The following is an 18,326-nucleotide window of genomic DNA, read 5'->3' as shown; positions in this document are numbered from 1 at the left end:
GCGAGTACCCGGCCCGGCAACGACCATGTCTGCGGCGGCGATTGTCGTCCCGGTCAGCCCGCGAGGAACGACGCCAGCGCGGTCGCCAGCAGGTGCGGGTCGTCGGCGCCGCACAGCTCACGGGCGCTGTGCATCGACAGGATGGCCACGCCGATGTCGACGGTCTGGATGCCGTGCCGGGCGGCGGTGATCGGGCCGATCGTGGTGCCGCACGGCATCGAGTTGTTGGAGACGAACGTCTGCCACGGCACGCCCGCCTTCTCGCACGCCGACGCGAACACGGCCCGGCCGCTGCCGTCGGTCGCGTACCGCATGTTGACGTTGACCTTGAGGATCGGTCCGCCGTTGACGACCGGGTGGTGCGTCGGGTCGTGCCGCTCGCCGTAGTTGGGGTGGATCGCGTGGCCGGTGTCGGAGGAGAGGCAGACGGTGCCGGCGAAGGCGCGGGCGCGGTCCTCGTACGTACCGCCGCGGGCGAACACGGAACGCTCCAGGACCGTGCCGAGCAGCGGTCCGTCCGCGCCGGTGTCGGACTGCGAGCCGTTCTCCTCGTGGTCGAAGGCGGCCAGCACCGGGATGTACGGGATCTCCGCGTCGGGCTGTCCGGCGACGGCGGCGAGCGCCGCGACCGCCGCGTGCACCGAGAGCAGGTTGTCCATCCGGGGTCCGGCCACCAGCTCGCGGTCACGGCCCAGGTAGGACGGCGCCTCGACGGGGTGCGGCATCAGGTCCCAGCCGGTGATGTCCTCGGCGTCGACGCCAGCCTCCTCGGCGACGAACCGGATGAGGTCGCCCTCCTCCACCTGGCCGAGGCCCCAGATCGGCTGCATGTGCTTCTGGCGGTCGAGCTTGAGGCCGTCGGGGTTGGCCGTCCGGTCCAGGTGCACGGCCAGCTGCGGGACGCGCAGCAGTGGCCGGTCGATGTCGACCAGCCGGTGCGTGCCGTCGCGCAGCGAGATCCGCCCGGCGAGGCCGAGGTCCCGGTCCAGCCAGGTGTTGAGGAGCGTCCCGCCGTAGACCTCCACGGCGATCTGCCGCCAGCCGTAGGCGCCCGTGTCGGGCATCGGCTTCACGCGCAGGTTCGGCGAGTCGGTGTGCGCCCCGGCGATCCGGAACGGGGTGTGTGCCTCCGCGCCCTCGGGCACGTACCAGGCCACGATCGCGCCGCCGCGCAGCACGTACTTGCCGCCGCTGGACCCGTCCCAGGCCGCCGTCTCCTCGACCTGCCGGAAACCGGCCTTCTCCAGCCTCGACGCAGCGGTCGCCACGGCGTGGTACGGGGAGGGGCCGGCCATCAGGAAGGCCATCAGATCGTCGGTGTGCCCGCGGTCGAAGCGGAGGGAAGAACTCATGTTCTTCACTGTAACCAGGCCCGTGGACGAGAATTCACCGTCATCCCCCGGTGTGACGCCGCTATCGTCCGGGCAGCGCCGCGGAGGGCCTGTCGCCGTCCTGCGCCTGCCGGGCGCGCTCGGCGAACATGGCGGCGAGGGCCTTGACCTGATCGTCGGAGAGGGCCGAGGTGCCCCAGAAGGTGACCGGGTCGCAGGCCGTCCTGTGCTTCTTCTCCGACGTGGTCACGCAGGGCGGCGGGGGAAGCTCCGGAACCGGGTCCCGATCATGGGGAGGGGCGGGGACGGCCGCTACAGCTCGTCGATCGCCGTCAGATCGACAGCGACGCCGTACGGCACCGAGAGCTTGAGCCGGTCGCGGTGGACGCCCCACGGTGCAGCCGTCAGGCCGGCGGCGCAGCGAGTCGGGCAGTGACTCAGCGGCCATGGTTCCTCCCATGAACGGGATTCCCGGACCCCTACCCAGCGCACCCACGCCGTACGACAGCACCGCCACCCGAAAGCGTGTCCGAGTGACGGTGCGTGTTGACGATCGTGAGCGGTGAAGCCCAGGGCCTCTCGTTCGGCCCTAGAACGCGGCCTCGTCCAGCTCCATCAGGGAGTTGTCGACGGACTCGGCGAGCGCGCGCTCGGCGCCGACACCGGGCAGGACGTTCGCCGCGAAGAACTTCGCGGCGGCGATCTTGCCCCGGTAGAAGGCGGCGTCCTTCGCGGAGGCGGTCGGCAGCTTCTCGGCGGCCACGGCCGCGCCCCTGAGCAGCAGGTAGCCGACGACGACGTCGCCCGAGGCCAGCAGCAGGCGGGTGGTGTTCAGGCCCACCTTGTAGATGTTCTTCACGTCCTCGCCGGTCGCGGTGAGGTCGGTGATCATCGTGCCGACGATCGCCTCCAGGTCCACGGCGGCCTTGGCGAGCGAGTCCAGCGCGCCGGACAGCTCCTCGTTGCCCTGGGCGTCCGAGAGGAACTTCTTGATCTCCTCGGAGAGCGTGTTGAGCGAGGCGCCCTGGTCGCGGACGATCTTCCGGAAGAAGAAGTCCTGGCCCTGGATCGCCGTCGTGCCCTCGTACAGCGTGTCGATCTTGGCGTCACGGATGTACTGCTCGATCGGGTACTCCTGGAGGTACCCGGAGCCGCCGAACGTCTGGAGCGACTGCGCCAGCTGCTCGTACGACTTCTCCGAGCCGTAGCCCTTCACGATCGGGAGCAGCAGGTCGTTGAGGCCGTGCAGCGCCTTGGCGTCCTCGCCCGCGGCCTCCTTCTCCTGGATCGCGTCCTGGACGGAGGCGGTGTAAAGCACGAGGGAGCGCATGCCCTCGGCGTACGCCTTCTGCGTCATGAGCGAGCGGCGCACGTCGGGGTGGTGCGTGATGGTGACCTTGGGGGCCGTCTTGTCCATGAACTGCGACAGGTCGGTGCCCTGGACGCGCTCCTTGGCGTACTCCAGCGCGTTCAGGTAGCCCGTGGAGAGCGCCGCGATGGCCTTCGTGCCGACCATCATGCGGGCGAACTCGATGATGCGGAACATCTGGCGGATGCCGTCGTGCTTGTCACCGATCAGCCAGCCCTTGGCGGGGTGCTGGTCGCCGAACGTCATCTCGCAGGTGTTGGACGCCTTGAGGCCCATCTTGTGCTCGACGTTCGTCGCGTACACGCCGTTGCGCTCGGCCAGCTCGCCGGTGGTCCAGTCGAAGTGGAACTTCGGGACCATGAAGAGCGAGAGGCCCTTGGTGCCCGGTCCGGCGCCCTCGGGGCGGGCCAGTACGTAGTGAATGATGTTCTCGGACATGTCGTGCTCGCCCGAGGTGATGAAGCGCTTCACGCCCTCGATGTGCCAGGAGCCGTCCTCCTGCTCGACGGCCTTCGTGCGGCCCGCGCCGACGTCGGAACCGGCGTCCGGCTCGGTCAGCACCATCGTCGAGCCCCACTGCTTCTCGACGGCGATCTCGGCGATCTTCTTCTGCGCCTCGTTGCCCTCGTCGAAGAGGATGCCGGCGAAGGCCGGGCCGGAGGAGTACATCCACACGGCCGGGTTGGCGCCGAGCAGCAGCTCCGCGTAGCCCCAGATCAGGGAGCGCGGGGAGGTCGTGCCGCCGATCTCCTCGGGGAGGCCCAGGCGCCAGTACTCGGAGTCCATGAAGGCCTGGTAGGACTTCTTGAAGCTGTCCGGGACCGGTGCGGTGCCGGTCTCCGGGTCGAAGACCGGGGGGTTGCGGTCGGCGTCGGCGTAGGAGTCGGCGAGCTCGTTCTCCGCGAGGCGGGCGACCTCGTCGAGGATGCTCTTCGCGGTCTCGACGTCCATCTCCGCGAACGGGCCGGTGCCGTACAGCTTGTCGCGCCCGAGTACCTCGAAGAGGTTGAACTCGATGTCGCGGAGATTCGACTTGTAGTGCCCCATGGGAAGGCTCCGTAATCAATAGCAGTGGCGCGCAGCGCCCCGTGGAGGGTGAGGATCGGGCGACGGGCTCGCGGATACCGGTCTGCCGCGCGGTCGGGGACCTGGCCGGACCCAGACGTATCAGCTGACCTCTACGATGATGCTACCCGTCAGTAATAAGACGCAACCCCTCAAGCCGGAGATGTGGCCGATTACTCTTTGTCCCATGTACGGCTACGACCAGAATCAGGGCGCACAGCAGCCGATGGGTGGCGGCTACGGCGAGCAGCCGCTGTATCCCGAACCCTCGCCGCCCTCGCTGGGCGACGCGGTACGGGCCTTCACCACCGGTTCGCTGGCCGCCGAGGACTTCCAGCAGATCTTCGCGACGTCGAAGGTCTACTGCCCGCGCGGTGACAATCCGGGCTTCCTCGCGCTGCACAACACCCAGCAGCCGGTCATCCCGATGTTCACCACGCTCAAGGAGCTGCGGCTCTACGCGGGCAAGGAGTCCAAGTACTTCGTGATCACCGGCGCCGAGGTGATCGACCTGCTGCCCACCGGCTACGGCTTCGTCCTGGACATGGAGGGCGAGCACCGCATGGTCTTCGACGCCAAGGCCGTGGAGCAGATGGTCGACTTCGCGATGCGCCGCATGTACGGCTGACCGCCGACCCCGACTCCCCCCGGAAGGGGCCCGTACTGCCGAGCGGTACGGGCCCCTTTTCGCCGCTTCGGACGGTGCGGGAATGGAAGCCGCCTTGCTAGATGTTCACCATTCAACTAAATTGATTGCAGAACAGTCCCCGGAGGTGGCTCCCATGCCCGCAGTAACCGTCGAAAACCCGCTGACCCTGCCCAAGGTCGCCGCCCCGGCCGACGCCGTGGCCCGTCCCGTGCTCGCCGTGACCACGGCGCCCAGCGGGTTCGAGGGCGAGGGGTTCCCCGTGCGCCGCGCGTTCGCGGGCATCAACTACAAGCACCTCGACCCGTTCATCATGATGGACCAGATGGGTGAGGTGGAGTACGCGGCCGGCGAGCCGAAGGGTACCCCCTGGCACCCGCACCGCGGCTTCGAGACCGTCACCTACCTGATCGACGGCACCTTCGTGCACCAGGACTCCAACGGGGGCGGCGGCACCATCCAGAACGGCGACACCCAGTGGATGACGGCCGGGTCCGGCCTGCTCCACATCGAGGCGCCGCCGGAGTCGCTCGTCATGTCGGGCGGCCTCTTCCACGGCCTCCAGCTCTGGGTGAACCTGCCCAAGGCCGACAAGATGATGGCCCCGCGCTACCAGGACATCCGCGGTGGCCAGGTCCAGCTGCTCGCCTCCCCGGACGGCGGCGCGCTGCTCCGGGTGATCGCGGGCGAGCTCGACGGCCACGAGGGCCCCGGTGTCACCCACACCCCCATCACGATGATCCACGCCACCGTGCGCCCCGGCGCCGAGGTGACGCTGCCGTGGCGCGAGGACTTCAACGGCCTCGCGTACGTGCTCGCGGGCCGCGGCACCGTGGGTGAGGACCGCCGGCCCGTCCACCTGGGCCAGACCGCCGTCTTCGGCGCCGGCTCCTCGCTGACCGTCCGCGCGGACGAGCAGCAGGACGGCAACACCCCGGAGCTGGAGGTCGTCCTCCTCGGCGGGCGTCCCATCCGGGAGCCGATGGCGCACTACGGGCCGTTCGTGATGAACAGCCAGGCCGAACTGAAGCAGGCCTTCGAGGACTTCCAGGCCGGCCGCCTCGGCACCGTTCCCGCCGTCCACGGGATGTGAGCCGCCGTGCCGCCGCCGTATGACGGTTCGTCACTCGTACGGCGGCGCGGACGGGACACCGGCCCCGCGGCGTGATCGGGTGGGAGGGTGCAGAACCGGAAGCCCCTCCTGCCCATCGGCGCGCGGCGGACGGCCGCCTGGTGCGGTGTCGTGCTGCTGGTCGCCGGCGTCGCCGCGGTGGCCATCTGGCTGTGCGTCGCCCTCAAGACCGCCCTCACCCCCGTCCTGCTCGCGCTGCTCGGTACGGCCCTGCTCGGTCCGGTCCACCGCAGGCTGACCGCGCACGGGGTGAACCGTTCGGTGGCGGCCGGATTCACCTGCGCGCTGCTCGTCGCGGTGGTCGGCGGCGCCGGCTACATCGTGGTCACCGCGCTCATCGACACCGGCGACCAGATCGTCCGGTCGCTGAAGGACGCAGGTCAGTGGGTCGTCGACCACTTCGGGATCGCGGGCAACACGAATGTGGACGATCTGGCCGAAAATGCCAAGAATCTCGTCGGGAAGTTCGGCGCGAGCGCCGCGGGCGGGCTGCTGACCGGCATCAGCCTGATCGGTTCCCTCATCGCCACGAGCGTGCTCGCGCTCCTGCTGACCTTCTTCTTCCTGCGCGACTCCGACCGGGCCGCGCACCTCGCGCACTCCGTCGCCCCGCGCGGCGCGGGCGACCTGATCGAGGCGATGGGCCGGCGGGCGTTCGAGGCCGTCGAGGGCTTCATGCGCGGTACGACGTTCATCGCGTTCATCGACGCCGTCTGCATCACGGTCGGCCTGCTGATCCTGCGCGTGCCCGGTGCGGTGGGGCTGGGCGCGCTGGTCCTGGTCGGCGCCTACATCCCGTATCTCGGGGCCTTCATCTCCGGCACCGTGGCGGTACTGGTGGCGCTCGCCGACCGGGGTTTCGTGATCGCGCTCTGGGCGCTCGGGGTGGTGCTCGCCGTGCAGGTGCTGGAGGGCCACATCCTCCAGCCGGTGATCCAGAGCCGGACGGTCCAGATGCACCCCGCCACGATCATGATCGCGCTGACGGCGGGCGCGAGCGTGGCGGGCCTGCTGGGGATGCTGCTCGCGGTCCCGGTGTGCGCGGCGGCCTTCGGCATCCTCGGCGAACTCCGCAACGGCCGGCTGCCCCCACCCGACTCGACGGCCGACGCGGACCCGGCCCCGGACGCACCACCGAGCCCGTCCGGCGCCTGAGGGCGGAACCCTCGCGCCGGGCCCCCGGCTACGGCTCGGGTTCCGGAGCCGGCTCCGGAACCCGAGCCGGCTCCGGAACCCGAGCCGGCTCCGCCCGCGTCAGCTCCACCGGCTCCGCCGACTCGTACAGCTCGAACCAGATCGACTTGCCCTCACCCCGCGGATCCACCCCCCACGCGTCGGCGAGCATCTCCATCAGGACCAGCCCCCGCCCGCTGGACGCCATCTCGCCGGGCCGCCGTTTGTGCGGCAGTTCGTCGCTGCGGTCGGCCACCTCCACCCGCAGCCGCCGCTCCCCGTGCTCCCCGCTGGCCTGGGCGACCAGCAGCGCGTCGCCGTCCGTGTGGACCAGCACGTTCGTGGCCATCTCGGAGATCATCAGCACCGCCGAGTCGACCTGCTCCGGGTCCGCCCAGTCGTGCAGCATCTCGCGCACCTGCTGCCGGGCCGCCGAGATCCGCTCCGGCTCGGCCTGGGCGATGGTCAGCGCCGTCCGCCGCGGCGCTGACCGCCGGGGCGTGGCGCCCTCGCGGCGCAGCAGCAGCACCGCGACGTCGTCCTCGCGGCGGTCCGCGAGCGGGCCCGTCGTGTAGTGCGAGGCCGGCCCGTGCACGGCCTGCACCAGGGCGTCCGCGAGCTTCTCCAGATCGCTGGTGTGCCGCTCCAGGATCGGCCGGAGCCGGACCCAGCCGGTGGCCAGGTCGTGCCCGCCGGTCTCGATCAGCCCGTCCGTGCAGAGCATGATCGTTTCTCCGGCCTCCAGGGTGAACCGGGTCGTCGGGTAGTCGGTGTCCGACTCGATGCCCAGCGGGAGCCCGCCCGCGGTCTGCCGGATGACCGCGGTCCCGTCGGCGGTCATCACCACGGGGTCGGGGTGCCCCGCCCGCGCGATGTCGAGGGTGCCGGTGTCCGGGTCCGCCTCCGCGTACAGGCACGTCGCGAACCGCGCCCCGCTGTGCTCCCCGTCCTCGTACGCGTCGGTGAGCCCGGAGAGGAAGCGCGAGGCCCGCGCGAGCACCGCGTCCGGACGGTGCCCCTCGGAGGCGTACGCGCGCAGGGCGATCCGCAACTGGCCCATCAGCCCCGCGGCCCGTACGTCGTGGCCCTGGACGTCACCGATGACGAGGGCGACCCGGCCGTTGGGGAGCGGAATCATGTCGTACCAGTCACCGCCGACCTGGAGCCCGCCCCCGGTCGGCACATAGCGCGCGGCCACCGTCATCCCCGGGATGCCGGCCCCCAGGGACGGCATCATCGTGCGCTGGAGCCCCTGCGAGAGCTCCCGCTCGGTCTCGGCGATCCCGGCGCGGGCCAGCGCCTGCGCGAGCATCCGGGCCACCGTCGTCAGCACGGACCGCTCGTCCGGCGAGAACGACACCGGATGCCGGAAGCCGGCCATCCAGGCACCCATCGTGCGGCCCGCCACGATCAGCGGCAGGAAGGCCCAGGAGCGGCGCCCGAACCGCCGGGCCAGCGGCCAGGTGGTGGGGTAGCGGCGGTAGTACTCCTCGGGGCTGGGCAGATAGATCGCCCGCCCCGTCCGTACGACCTCCGCGGCCGGGTAGTCGGTCTCGAGCGGCATGTCGTTGAACGGATCCTCGTCACCCATGGTGTGACCGTGGTGCCCGACGATCGTCAGCCGTTCGCCCTCGGCCCCGAAGACCGCCAGTCCGTCCGGCGAGAACCCGGGCATGGAGAGCGAGTAGGCGACCCGCAGCACCTCCGCCGTCGACCGGGCCTCGGCCAGCGCCCGTCCCGCGTCCAGCAGGAACGCCTCCCGGGACCGGCGCCAGTCGCCGGTGATCCGGCTCTGCGCCCCGGCGGCGCCCGGCGGCGGATCGGCGACCTCCTGGAGGGTGCCGACCAGCACGTAGTCCCCGTCGTCGCCCTCCACGGGCGGGAGCGGCCTGGAACGGGTGCGCACGGTGCGCAGCACGTGCCCCTGCCCGTCCACGATCCGCAGCCGGGCCTCGGCGAGCGTGCCCTCGGCGACGGCCAGATTGACCACCCCGTGGATCTCGTTCCAGTCGACGGGATGGAAGCGGGAGCGCACCTCCGACTCACGGAAGCTGCCCTCCTCGGAGGGCAGCTCCAGCAGCCGGGCCGCCTCCGCGTCGAGCGTGACCGTCCCGGCTCCGTTGTCCCAGCGCCAAAGACCGGTCGCGGTCGCGGCCAGGACATCCTCGGTGCGCATTGCCCCACTTTAGGAAGATGTGCGCCCCGAACGCCACCGAGGGTCGCCCCGCCGGGCCCCTCCGGCGATCATGCCGGGGACAACGGCAATGAAACGGTCCGGTCGTGGGCGGTAGCCTGGGGTGGCTGTATCCGCCCCCAACCGCGAAGACTGGATGAACGACGATGCATCGGTACAGGTCCCACACCTGCGGCGAGCTCCGCGCCTCTGACGTCGGCACCGACGTCCGGCTGAGCGGCTGGCTGCACAATCGCCGAGACCTGGGTGGCATCCTCTTCATCGATCTGCGCGACCACTACGGTCTGGTGCAGCTCGTCGCCCGCCCCGGCACCCCCGGCAACGACGCCCTGGCGAAGCTCACCAAGGAGACCGTCGTACGGATCGACGGCAAGGTCTCCGCCCGCGGCGCGGACAACGTCAACCCGGAGCTGCCGACCGGCGAGATCGAGATCGAGGTCACCGCGGTCGAGGTGCTGGGCGAGGCCGCCCCGCTCCCCTTCACGATCAACGCCGAGGACGGGGTGAACGAGGAGCGGCGTCTGGAGTACCGCTTCCTCGACCTGCGCCGCGAGCGCATGCACCGCAACATCATGCTGCGCTCCTCCGTCATCGCCGCGATCCGCGCCAAGATGGTCGCCCTCGGCTTCAACGAGATGGCGACGCCGATCCTCACCGCGACCTCTCCCGAGGGCGCCCGTGACTTCGTCGTCCCGTCCCGGCTGAACCCCGGCAAGTTCTACGCGCTGCCGCAGGCCCCGCAGCAGTTCAAGCAGCTGCTGATGATCTCCGGCTTCGACCGCTACTTCCAGATCGCGCCGTGCTTCCGCGACGAGGACGCCCGCGCCGACCGGTCGCCCGGCGAGTTCTACCAGCTCGACGTCGAGATGTCCTTCGTCGAGCAGGAGGACGTCTTCCGTCCGATCGAGAAGCTCATGACCGAGCTCTTCGAGGAGTTCGGCAACGGCCGCCACGTCACCTCGCCGTTCCCGCGCATCCCGTTCCGCGAGTCGATGCTGAAGTACGGCAACGACAAGCCGGACCTGCGCGCCAAGCTGGAGCTCGTGGACATCTCCGACGTCTTCGCGGACTCGGAGTTCAAGGCCTTCGCGGGCAAGCACGTCCGCGCCCTCCCGGTGCCGGACACCGCGGGCCAGTCCCGGAAGTTCTTCGACGGCCTCGGCGACTACGCCGTCGAGCACGGCGCCAAGGGCCTCGCCTGGGTCCGGGTCGGCGAGGACGGCAAGCTGGCGGGCCCGATCGCCAAGTTCCTCACCGAGACGGACGTCAAGACCCTCACCGAGCGGCTCTCCCTCGTCCCCGGCCACGCCGTGTTCTTCGGCGCCGGCGAGTTCGACGAGGTCTCCAAGATCATGTCGGTCGTCCGCGTAGAGGCGGCCAAGCGCGCCGGTCACTTCGAGGACGGCGTCTTCCGGTTCTGCTGGATCGTCGACTTCCCGATGTACGAGAAGGACGAGGACACCGGGAAGATCGACTTCTCGCACAACCCCTTCTCGATGCCCCAGGGCGGCCTGAAGGACCTTGAGGAGAAGGACCCGCTCGACATCCTCGCCTGGCAGTACGACATCGTCTGCAACGGCATCGAGCTGTCCTCCGGCGCCATCCGGAACCACGAGCCCGAGCTGATGCTCAAGGCCTTCGAGATCGCCGGTTACGACCGCGAGACCGTCGAGCACGAGTTCGCGGGCATGCTCCGCGCCTTCCGCCTCGGCGCCCCGCCGCACGGCGGCATCGCCCCGGGTGTCGACCGCATCGTGATGCTGCTGGCCGACGAGCCCAACATCCGCGAGACGATCGCCTTCCCGCTGAACGGCAACGCCCAGGACCTGATGATGGGCGCGCCCACGGTGCTGGACGAGACCCGGCTGCGCGAGCTGAACATCCAGCTCCGCAAGCCGGTCGCGCCCGCGAAGGACGCCACCGAGAAGTAGTCCGGGAAGCGCACCGAGAGGCGCACCGGGAAGCAGCCCCGTCAGCTGCCCGGGTTTCACGTGAAACAGCCCCTGGCCATCCGGCCGGGGGCTGTTCCGCGTCCCGGCCGCCCTCGCTCGTGCCGCGACGGCCCGCACCGGAGACGCACAGGAACGCACAGGCTGCACCCACGCCCCTGCCAGCTGGGCTCCCTAGCCTCGTGGACATGACAGACACTCAGGGACCCGCGCACAAGAAGGACCTGACCCGCCGCCGGATGATCCTCGCCGGTGGTGCGGCCGTCGCCGCGGCCGGAATCGGAGCCGGAGCCGTCGCGAACGCCTCGGCCGGCGAGGGCAGCGCCGACAAGGGCGGCAGCGGCGGGAAGAAGCCCACCGGACAGGGCGAGGCGTGTTACCGGCTCACCTCGGAGACCACGGAGGGCCCGTACTACATCGACGCTGACAAGATCCGCAAGGACATCACCGAGGACAAGGAGGGCATCCCGATGACCCTCCGCCTCAAGGTGATCGACTCCGACACCTGCAAGCCGCTCAAGCGGGCGGCCGTCGACATCTGGCACTGCGACGCGCTGGGCGTCTACTCCGGTTACGAGAGCATGAGCACGGGCGGCCCCGGCGGTCCGGGCGGCGGCACCCCACCGACCGGCGCCCCCACGGACGCCCCGACCGGCGCCCCCACCGGTGCGCCCCCGTCCGGCGGCCCGGGTGGTCCGGGTGGCCCCGGCGGCGGACACAGCGAGCCCACCGACGACGAGCGCTATCTGCGGGGCACCCAGCTCACCGACCAGCACGGGTACGTGGAGTTCCGGACGGTCTTCCCGGGCTGGTACCAGGGCCGTGCCGTGCACATCCACACCAAGGTGCACGTCGGCGGCAAGATGACCGACGCCGGGTACGAGGGCGGGCACACCTGCCACACCGGCCAGTTCTTCTTCGCGGAGTCCGCGGTCCTCGACTCGGCGAAGGCCGAGCCGTACTCGACCAGCACCACCACCCGCACGACGCTCACCGAGGACACCATCTACGACCAGAGCGGTGTCACGGGCGGGCTGATGAAGCTCTCGTACCGGAAGAACCACATGGCGCGCGGTGTCGTCGGCTCGATCACCATGGGTGTGGACCCGGACGAGACGCAGGACGGGACGGGGATGTGACCGCGCAGACAGGACGGGACGGGGATGTGACCGCGCAGACCTGACCCGGTCGCGCGCCGCCGCACGGAGGGGCTCCGGGCATACAAGTACACAAATCACCTGAACGGTTACAGCCGGATGGCCCCGGGGCCGGATTGGCGAAACCCGGCTGCGGCAAAGACTGCCTGGGACGACATCGGCACAGCGGACCCCCAACCGTGTCCGCAAAGCCCCCGCGGCATCGCCACCGACCGTTCAGGAGCCCCTCCGTGTCCGTGCCCCGTTCGAGCGTTCCTCGCCGGCTCCCGTACGTCGTCTGCGCCGTCCTCGTCCTGCTCCTGGCCGGGTGCGGAACGGATGGCACCGCCGGTAGTCCGGGCGGGAGCGGCACGCACACGAGGAGCGCGGGCGCCCCCGGCGTTCCCGGCCCGCCGGGGGCCGGCGGGGCGTCGGCCGCACCGCCGTCGACCGGGCCCGCCGCCGCGCCGCCGAGACCCTCGCCGGCCCCGCCGCGGGAGATCCCGGGCCTCGGCCCGCGGACCAGGGCGGCGATCCCGGCCGGTGCCCGTCAGGCGTTCGTCGTCACCGGCGAGTCCGCGGACTCCAACCGCTCCACCGCCGTGCTCTACACCCGGGACGGCCCCGCCGCGGACTGGCGGGCGGCCATGGCGCCCTGGCCCGCCCACAACGCCCTGAACGGCTGGACCTCCGACCACTGGGAGGGCGATCTCCGCTCACCCGTCGGCGTCTACACGCTGACCGCGGCGGGCGGCCGGCTCGACCCTCCGGCCACGGCGTTCCCGTACGACCTGAGCCCGGACTTCAGGGTGGCGGGCGAGGGCTTCCACGGGGAGCCGCTGGAGGGGTCCTTCGACTACGTCGTCGCCATCGACTACAACCGCCTCCCCGGCACCTCGCCCCTGGACCACACCCGTCCGCTCGGCACGGAGCGCGGCGGCGGCATCTGGATCCACGTCGACCACGGCGGCCCCACCCAGGGCTGCGTATCGATCGCGGAGGACCGGATGAAGGAACTGCTCGGCCTGCTCGACCCCTCGGGGGACCCCGTCGTCGTGATGGGGGACGCCGCGTCCCTGAGCGCCTGAGAGCGACCGCGCGGCGGGCCGGGAGGACCCGGTTCACGCGCGCGAAGGGGCGGGACCGTCAGCGCGGTTCCCGCCCCTTCGCGTACGTACGAGCCGTTACTCGGGCTTCTCCTCCAGACGCGGGAACAGCACCGCGCCCTTCGTCACCGTCGCGCCGGCCGGCAGCTGGCCCCAGTCGGCGGCGTTCTGCACGCGCCGGCCGGAGAGCGCGCCGAGGGACTCCTCGGCGCCCAGGCACTCCCACAGCTGCTGCGAGGTGTCCGGCATGACGGGGTTCAGCAGGACCGCGACACCGCGCAGCGCCTCCGCGGCCGTGTACAGGATCGTCGCGAGGCGGGCCCGGCCCTCCGGCGACTCGTCCTTGGCGACCTTCCACGGCTCCTGCTCCGTGATGTAGCCGTTGACCTGCTTCACGAAGTCGAAGATCGCCAGGATGCCGCCCTGGAAGTCCAGCTCCTCGCCGATCTTCCGGTCGGCCACGGCGACGGCCTTCGACAGCCCGTCGTGCACCGCCTGCTCGGCCTCGCCCGCGGCCGCGGCCTCGGGGAGCGCACCGCCGTAGTACTTGCCGACCATGGCCGCGAGGCGCGAGGCCAGGTTGCCGTAGTCGTTGGCCAGCTCGGAGGTGTAGCGGGCGGTGAAGTCCTCCCAGGAGAACGAGCCGTCGCTGCCGAAGGCGATGGCCCGCAGGAAGTACCAGCGGTACGCGTCCACGCCGAAGTGCGACGTCAGGTCCTGCGGCTTGATGCCCGTCAGGTTCGACTTCGACATCTTCTCGCCGCCGACCATCAGCCAGCCGTTGGCGACGACCTTGCCCGGCAGCGGCAGACCCTGGGCCATCAGCATCGCGGGCCAGATCACCGCGTGGAAGCGCAGGATGTCCTTGCCCACCAGGTGCACGTTCGCCGGGAACGTACGGTCGAACTTCTCCTGGTCGGAGCCGTAGCCGACCGCCGTCGCGTAGTTGAGCAGCGCGTCGACCCACACGTAGATGACGTGCTTGTCGTCCCACGGGACCGGGACGCCCCAGTCGAACGTCGAGCGCGAGATCGACAGGTCCTGGAGACCCTGCTTCACGAAGTTCACGACCTCGTTGCGGGCCGACTCCGGCTGGATGAAGCCGGGGTTGGCCGCGTAGAACTCCAGCAGCTTCGGGCCGTACGCGCTCAGCTTGAAGAAGTAGTTCTCCTCTTTGAGGATCTCCACCGGCTTCTTGTGGATCGGGCACAGCTTCGTGCCGTCCTCGGCCTCGATGAGGTCGCCGGGGAGCTTGTACTCCTCGCAGCCCACGCAGTACGGGCCCTCGTACCCGCCCTTGTAGATCTCGTCCTTGTCGTACAGGTCCTGCACGAACTCCTGCACCCGGTCGGTGTGCCGCTTCTCCGTCGTACGGATGAAGTCGTCGTTCGCGATGCCGAGGTGCTCCCAGAGGGGCTTCCAGGACTCCTCGACGAGCTTGTCGCACCACGCCTGGGGCGTGACGTTGTTCGCCTCGGCCGTGCGCATGATCTTCTGACCGTGCTCGTCCGTGCCGGTGAGGTACCACACCTTCTCGCCGCGCTGGCGGTGCCAGCGGGTGAGCACGTCGCCTGCGACGGTCGTGTAGGCGTGGCCCAGGTGAGGAGCGTCGTTGACGTAGTAAATGGGGGTCGAGACGTAGAAACTCCGCACGTCCTCGCCCCCCTGCTTCTCTGATCCAGTGGCCGCCATGGTCGAAATCCTAACGGTCCGTGGGAGATCCACTCGCACCGAACAAACGCGGGGGCGGATGCGGAGAGCTTTGCGAAACATCGCTTCCCGTAGCAAAGACGCATCCTGGGATGGAGTGGACACGCATGTACGAGGCAGAGGACATCACGATGCGGGTACTGGTCGCCGAGGACGAGGAGATCCTGGCGGAGCTGGTCGCCACCGGGCTGCGGCGGGCGGGGTTCGCCGTCGACACGGTGTACAGCGGTGACGCCGCCCAGGCCTACCTGGGACTGCACGACTACGACGTCGTCGTCCTGGACCGCGACCTGCCCCGCGTGCACGGCGACGACGTGGCCCGCGCACTCGTGGCCTCCGGCTCCCGGACCAGGATCCTGATGCTCACCGCCGCCGGGTCCATGGAGGACCGGGTCTCCGGGCTCGACCTGGGCGCCGACGACTATCTCGGCAAGCCCTTCGAGTTCCCCGAGCTGGTGTCCCGGGTCCGGGCGCTGCGGCGCCGCAGCGCCCGCCCCGTGCCGCCGCAGCTGGAGCGGTACGGAATCCGGCTCGACACCGTACGGCGCACCGCGTCCAGGGACGGGCAGGAGCTGGACCTCTCGCCGAAGGAGTTCACCGTGCTGCAACTGCTCCTGGAGGCCGACGGCGGGACGGTCAGCGCGGAGGAGCTGCTGGAGCGGGCCTGGGACGCCAACGCCGACCCCTTCACCGGGGCCGTCCGCGTCTGCATGAGCAAGCTGCGCGGCAAACTCGGCGAACCGGCGGTGATCCGCACCGTGCAGGGCGTCGGGTACGCCCTGTGAGGCATCCGGCCCGGGTGCCGCACTCCACGATCAGGACCCGGATCGCGCTCGTGTACGGCGGGGTGTTCCTGGTGCTCGGCACCGCCCTGCTCGTCACCGTCAACCTGGCCTCCCGCGCCGGTACGGACTCGCAGGCCCGCTCCATCGCCCGCACGGCCGCGGTCGTCCAGCCCGGCTACGCGGTGAACGGCCCCCTCGTCACCCGCCGGAGCCTCGGCCCGCCGACCGTCTACGACCTCACCGACCACGTGAGCGACGCGGCCGGCCACCAGCTGCTCATCTGGTCCGCCGCCTCCCTGCTCGTGATGACGGCCTGCGCGGTGGGCGTCGGCTGGTGGACCGCGGGGCGGGTCCTGCGGCCCGTCCACGCCATGACCGCCAAGGCGCGCCGCCTCTCCGAGCACACGCTGCACGAGCGGATCGCCTCCAGCGGCCCCGACGACGAGCTGAAGGAACTCGGTGACACGCTCGACGCGCTGCTCGCCCGGCTGGAGAGGGCCTTCGACAGCCAGCGGCGGTTCATCGCCAACGCCTCGCACGAGCTGCGGACCCCGCTGGCCACCCAGCGGACGGCGATCCAGGTCGGCCTGGACGACCCGACGCCGGACGACCTCGTACGGACCCGGCAGACGCTCCTGGACAACAACCGGCGCAGCGAGCGGCTCATCGAAGGCCTGCTGGTGCTGGCGCGCAGCGAGCGCGGGCTCGCGAAGGGCGAGCGGGAGGGCGTGGACCTGGCCCGGGTGGTGGCGGAGGAGGCGGGCCGGCACCCGGGGGTGACGGTCGGGTCCGTTCCCTGCGCGGTGCTGGGGAACCGGATGCTGCTGGCCCAGCTGGTGGCCAATCTGCTGGCCAACGCGGTGACGTACAACGTGCCCGACGGGACGGTGGAGGTGTCGCTGACCACCGGGGGCGGGGACGGGGTGCTCCGGGTCTGCAACACCGGTCCCGTGGTGGACGGGGCGGACATCCCCGGGCTGTTCGAGCCGTTCCGCAGGGGCGAGGGCAAGGACCGGATGGGGCGCGGCTCCGGACTCGGTCTCTCGATCGTGCGTTCCATAGCGGTGGCGCACGGCGGTACGGTCACGGCGGTGCCGGGCCCGGAGGGCGGGCTCGCCGTGACCGTACGCCTGCCGGCCGGTCAGGCGCCGGCGGCGACCCAGGCGGGCAGCGCGGCGAGCACCTCGCGGTAGAACGCGGCGTCCGCGACCTCGCGCGGGGCGGGGCCCGCGTGGAAGAAGCCGGCGTTCGGGGCGTCCAGCTTCCGCAGGAAGTCGAAGCCCTTCGCGTCCTCGTCGCCGAACGCGACGAACTGGAAGAACAGCGGCAGCCGTGCCGCGTCGGTCAGGGCCTGGCGGGCGGCCTGCTTGACGTCCGGCGGGCCGTCCGTCTGGAAGATCACCAGCGCCGGGCCGGTGGCCCCGGACTTCTCGTAGTGCGCGACGACCTCCTCGACGGCGCGGTGGTAGTTCGTCCGGCCGAGCCGGCCGAGGCCCGCGTTCAGCTCGTCGATCCGGCCCTCGTGGCCGGACAGCTCGACCGTGCCGGTGCCGTCGATGTCCGTCGAGAAGAAGACGACCTGGACGGTGGCGCTCTCGTCCAGGTGCGCGGCGAGGGCGAGGGTGCGGTCGCCCAGGTGCTGGGCGCTACCGTCCTTGTAGAACGGCCGCATGGAGCCGGACCGGTCCAGGACCAGGTAGACGGTGGCGCGCAGACCGGTCAGCCCGTGCGCCTTCAGACCGGCCTGGGCGGCCTTGTACGGGGCGACGAGCTCCGGCGCGCGGGACTTGACCCGGGCGAGGGAGAGCGCGGGCTTGCCGTCGGCGGGGGCGGAGGCGGAGGCGGGGGTGGAGACGGCAGCGGGGGCCGGGGCGGCCGGTTCGGGCTCGGCTTCGAGTTCCGGTTCCGGTGCGGCTTCCGCCACCGGCTCCGCTACCGGCTCCACTTCCGGTTCGGGTTCCGGGTCCATGTCGATGGTGATCGGCGCGGGCGCGGCCTCGGCGGCGACCGGCTCGGCGGCTGCGGCGGCTGCGAGGGCTTCGGCCGGAGCCTCAACGGGCGCCGGGGCCACGGCATCCGCCGCTTCCTCGACCTGCTTCGACCCCTGCTCCGCCTTCGGCTCCGGCTTCGGCTCCAGATCCAGCTTCAGTTCCAGCTCCGGCTTCGCTTCCGCTTCCGGCTTCGACTCCGGCTCTGCCTCCGCGGCCTTCGCCCGGGGCCCGGAGCCCTGCGACGGAACCGTGGGGGTGGCCTTGGGCGCGGGGGCGGCGGCCTTGTCGAAGGCGGCTGCCACCAGATCCGTCGCCAGACCGCCGTCGTCCTTGACGGACCGGGACGTGGCGGTCCGGGTCGTCACGGACCCGGACTCGGCGGACCCGGACGTGGCGGACCGGGACGAGGTGGAGGAGGCCGGGGCCGGTACCGATGCCTTGGCGGCCGCGGCGGGTTCGGGCTCCGACTCGGCCTGCACAACCGCTTCGTCCACCGCCACCGACTCCGACTCAGTGGACCGGGTGCGCTCGCCCTGGGGCGGGACCGTGGCCGTCGTCGGGCCGTCCTGCTCCGTGACGTCACGGCCGAACACCTTGCGCAGCAAGCTCCGAATGCCCATGGGCGAGGCCTTTCACGTGAGTTGGGTGCGATGAATGTCCGTACTGCGGGAATTGATCCCTGGCCAGGGCGGATACGTAAGGTTAGCGGCCGGATCAGGCCGTTCGGTGGTGCGGCCCG

At 71.0% G+C, this 18,326-nt stretch carries 14 protein-coding genes; 8 read left to right on the top strand and 6 right to left on the bottom strand.

Going from position 1 to position 18,326, the window contains the following annotated elements:
- Positions 1 to 53: 53 nt before the first annotated feature.
- The 3 genes from ACIO3R_RS22485 to ACIO3R_RS22475 all read right to left on the bottom strand — a co-directional run bounded on the left by ACIO3R_RS22485 (position 54) and on the right by ACIO3R_RS22475 (position 3,747).
- Positions 54 to 1,352: a M18 family aminopeptidase gene (locus tag ACIO3R_RS22485; RefSeq protein WP_363021085.1), complete on the bottom strand. Its 1,299-nt coding sequence runs from the start codon at positions 1,350 to 1,352 to the stop codon at positions 54 to 56.
- A gap of 61 nt (positions 1,353 to 1,413) precedes the next feature.
- Positions 1,414 to 1,581: a hypothetical protein gene (locus ACIO3R_RS22480; protein WP_402108109.1), complete on the bottom strand. Its 168-nt coding sequence runs from the start codon at positions 1,579 to 1,581 to the stop codon at positions 1,414 to 1,416.
- 339 nt (positions 1,582 to 1,920) lie between these two features.
- Positions 1,921 to 3,747, bottom strand: coding sequence for an acyl-CoA dehydrogenase (locus tag ACIO3R_RS22475; RefSeq protein ID WP_385345677.1), 1,827 nt, complete (start codon positions 3,745 to 3,747; stop codon positions 1,921 to 1,923).
- A gap of 205 nt (positions 3,748 to 3,952) precedes the next feature.
- Between ACIO3R_RS22475 and ACIO3R_RS22470 the strand changes: the two genes are divergently transcribed.
- From ACIO3R_RS22470 to ACIO3R_RS22460, 3 genes are all read left to right on the top strand, one after another.
- A complete protein-coding gene (locus ACIO3R_RS22470; RefSeq protein ID WP_018522179.1) occupies positions 3,953 to 4,393 on the top strand; it encodes an SseB family protein in 441 nt (146 codons plus the stop codon).
- Positions 4,394 to 4,547: 154 nt separating this feature from the next.
- Entirely contained in the window at positions 4,548 to 5,504 is a 957-nt protein-coding gene (locus ACIO3R_RS22465) for a pirin family protein (protein WP_385041209.1), read from the top strand.
- Between the two features lie 87 nt (positions 5,505 to 5,591).
- Positions 5,592 to 6,698, top strand: a complete 1,107-nt coding sequence (locus ACIO3R_RS22460) for an AI-2E family transporter (RefSeq protein ID WP_402108106.1) — start codon at positions 5,592 to 5,594, stop codon at positions 6,696 to 6,698.
- A gap of 28 nt (positions 6,699 to 6,726) precedes the next feature.
- Here ACIO3R_RS22460 and ACIO3R_RS22455 read toward each other — a convergent pair whose 3' ends face one another.
- Positions 6,727 to 8,892, bottom strand: coding sequence for a SpoIIE family protein phosphatase (locus ACIO3R_RS22455; RefSeq protein WP_402108103.1), 2,166 nt, complete (start codon positions 8,890 to 8,892; stop codon positions 6,727 to 6,729).
- A 164-nt stretch (positions 8,893 to 9,056) separates the two neighbouring features.
- Between ACIO3R_RS22455 and aspS the strand changes: the two genes are divergently transcribed.
- The 3 genes from aspS to ACIO3R_RS22440 all read left to right on the top strand — a co-directional run bounded on the left by aspS (position 9,057) and on the right by ACIO3R_RS22440 (position 13,083).
- Entirely contained in the window at positions 9,057 to 10,841 is a 1,785-nt protein-coding gene (aspS, locus tag ACIO3R_RS22450; protein WP_363021092.1) for an aspartate--tRNA ligase, read from the top strand.
- 206 nt (positions 10,842 to 11,047) lie between these two features.
- Entirely contained in the window at positions 11,048 to 11,998 is a 951-nt protein-coding gene (locus ACIO3R_RS22445; RefSeq protein ID WP_385033006.1) for an intradiol ring-cleavage dioxygenase, read from the top strand.
- A 248-nt stretch (positions 11,999 to 12,246) separates the two neighbouring features.
- Positions 12,247 to 13,083 (top strand): L,D-transpeptidase family protein, encoded by an 837-nt coding sequence (locus tag ACIO3R_RS22440; protein WP_402108098.1) that lies wholly within the window; start codon positions 12,247 to 12,249, stop codon positions 13,081 to 13,083.
- Between the two features lie 96 nt (positions 13,084 to 13,179).
- Here ACIO3R_RS22440 and metG read toward each other — a convergent pair whose 3' ends face one another.
- The gene (gene metG, locus ACIO3R_RS22435) at positions 13,180 to 14,793 is read right to left on the bottom strand and encodes a methionine--tRNA ligase (protein WP_402108096.1); all 1,614 of its coding nucleotides are present in this window, start codon (positions 14,791 to 14,793) and stop codon (positions 13,180 to 13,182) included.
- Between the two features lie 149 nt (positions 14,794 to 14,942).
- On the opposite strand from metG, the gene ACIO3R_RS22430 reads away from it, so the two are divergent.
- On the top strand, positions 14,943 to 15,596 hold the full coding sequence (locus ACIO3R_RS22430; RefSeq protein WP_385040154.1) for a response regulator transcription factor: 654 nt from the start codon (positions 14,943 to 14,945) through the stop codon (positions 15,594 to 15,596).
- Complete coding sequence (locus tag ACIO3R_RS22425) at positions 15,593 to 16,789, top strand: sensor histidine kinase (RefSeq protein ID WP_385040139.1); 1,197 nt, start codon at positions 15,593 to 15,595, stop codon at positions 16,787 to 16,789. Before ACIO3R_RS22430 ends, ACIO3R_RS22425 begins: the two co-directional genes overlap by 4 nt.
- Here the strand turns inward: ACIO3R_RS22425 and ACIO3R_RS22420 are convergent.
- Positions 16,738 to 18,207, bottom strand: coding sequence for a VWA domain-containing protein (locus ACIO3R_RS22420; RefSeq protein ID WP_402108094.1), 1,470 nt, complete (start codon positions 18,205 to 18,207; stop codon positions 16,738 to 16,740). The two genes, ACIO3R_RS22425 and ACIO3R_RS22420, sit on opposite strands and share 52 nt — an antisense overlap.
- Positions 18,208 to 18,326: the final 119 nt, after the last annotated feature.

Source organism: Streptomyces sp. NPDC087428 (assembly GCF_044744085.1).
In the GTDB taxonomy this organism is placed as follows: domain Bacteria; phylum Actinomycetota; class Actinomycetes; order Streptomycetales; family Streptomycetaceae; genus Streptomyces.
Note: the sequence above shows the minus strand (reverse complement) of the source record. Positions and strands in the feature narration are given on the sequence as shown.

Excerpts from the sequence above, each read along its gene's own strand:
- ACIO3R_RS22475 (WP_385345677.1), bottom strand. The coding sequence starts at position 3,747 with ATGGGGCACTACAAGTCGAATCTCCGCGACATCGAGTTCAACCTCTTC.
- ACIO3R_RS22465 (WP_385041209.1), top strand. The coding sequence starts at position 4,548 with ATGCCCGCAGTAACCGTCGAAAACCCGCTGACCCTGCCCAAGGTCGCC.
- ACIO3R_RS22485 (WP_363021085.1), bottom strand. The coding sequence starts at position 1,352 with ATGAGTTCTTCCCTCCGCTTCGACCGCGGGCACACCGACGATCTGATG.
- ACIO3R_RS22455 (WP_402108103.1), bottom strand. The coding sequence starts at position 8,892 with ATGCGCACCGAGGATGTCCTGGCCGCGACCGCGACCGGTCTTTGGCGC.
- ACIO3R_RS22470 (WP_018522179.1), top strand. The coding sequence starts at position 3,953 with ATGTACGGCTACGACCAGAATCAGGGCGCACAGCAGCCGATGGGTGGC.
- aspS (WP_363021092.1), top strand. The coding sequence starts at position 9,057 with ATGCATCGGTACAGGTCCCACACCTGCGGCGAGCTCCGCGCCTCTGAC.
- ACIO3R_RS22420 (WP_402108094.1), bottom strand. The coding sequence starts at position 18,207 with ATGGGCATTCGGAGCTTGCTGCGCAAGGTGTTCGGCCGTGACGTCACG.
- ACIO3R_RS22430 (WP_385040154.1), top strand. The coding sequence starts at position 14,943 with ATGCGGGTACTGGTCGCCGAGGACGAGGAGATCCTGGCGGAGCTGGTC.
- metG (WP_402108096.1), bottom strand. The coding sequence starts at position 14,793 with ATGGCGGCCACTGGATCAGAGAAGCAGGGGGGCGAGGACGTGCGGAGT.
- ACIO3R_RS22445 (WP_385033006.1), top strand. The coding sequence starts at position 11,048 with ATGACAGACACTCAGGGACCCGCGCACAAGAAGGACCTGACCCGCCGC.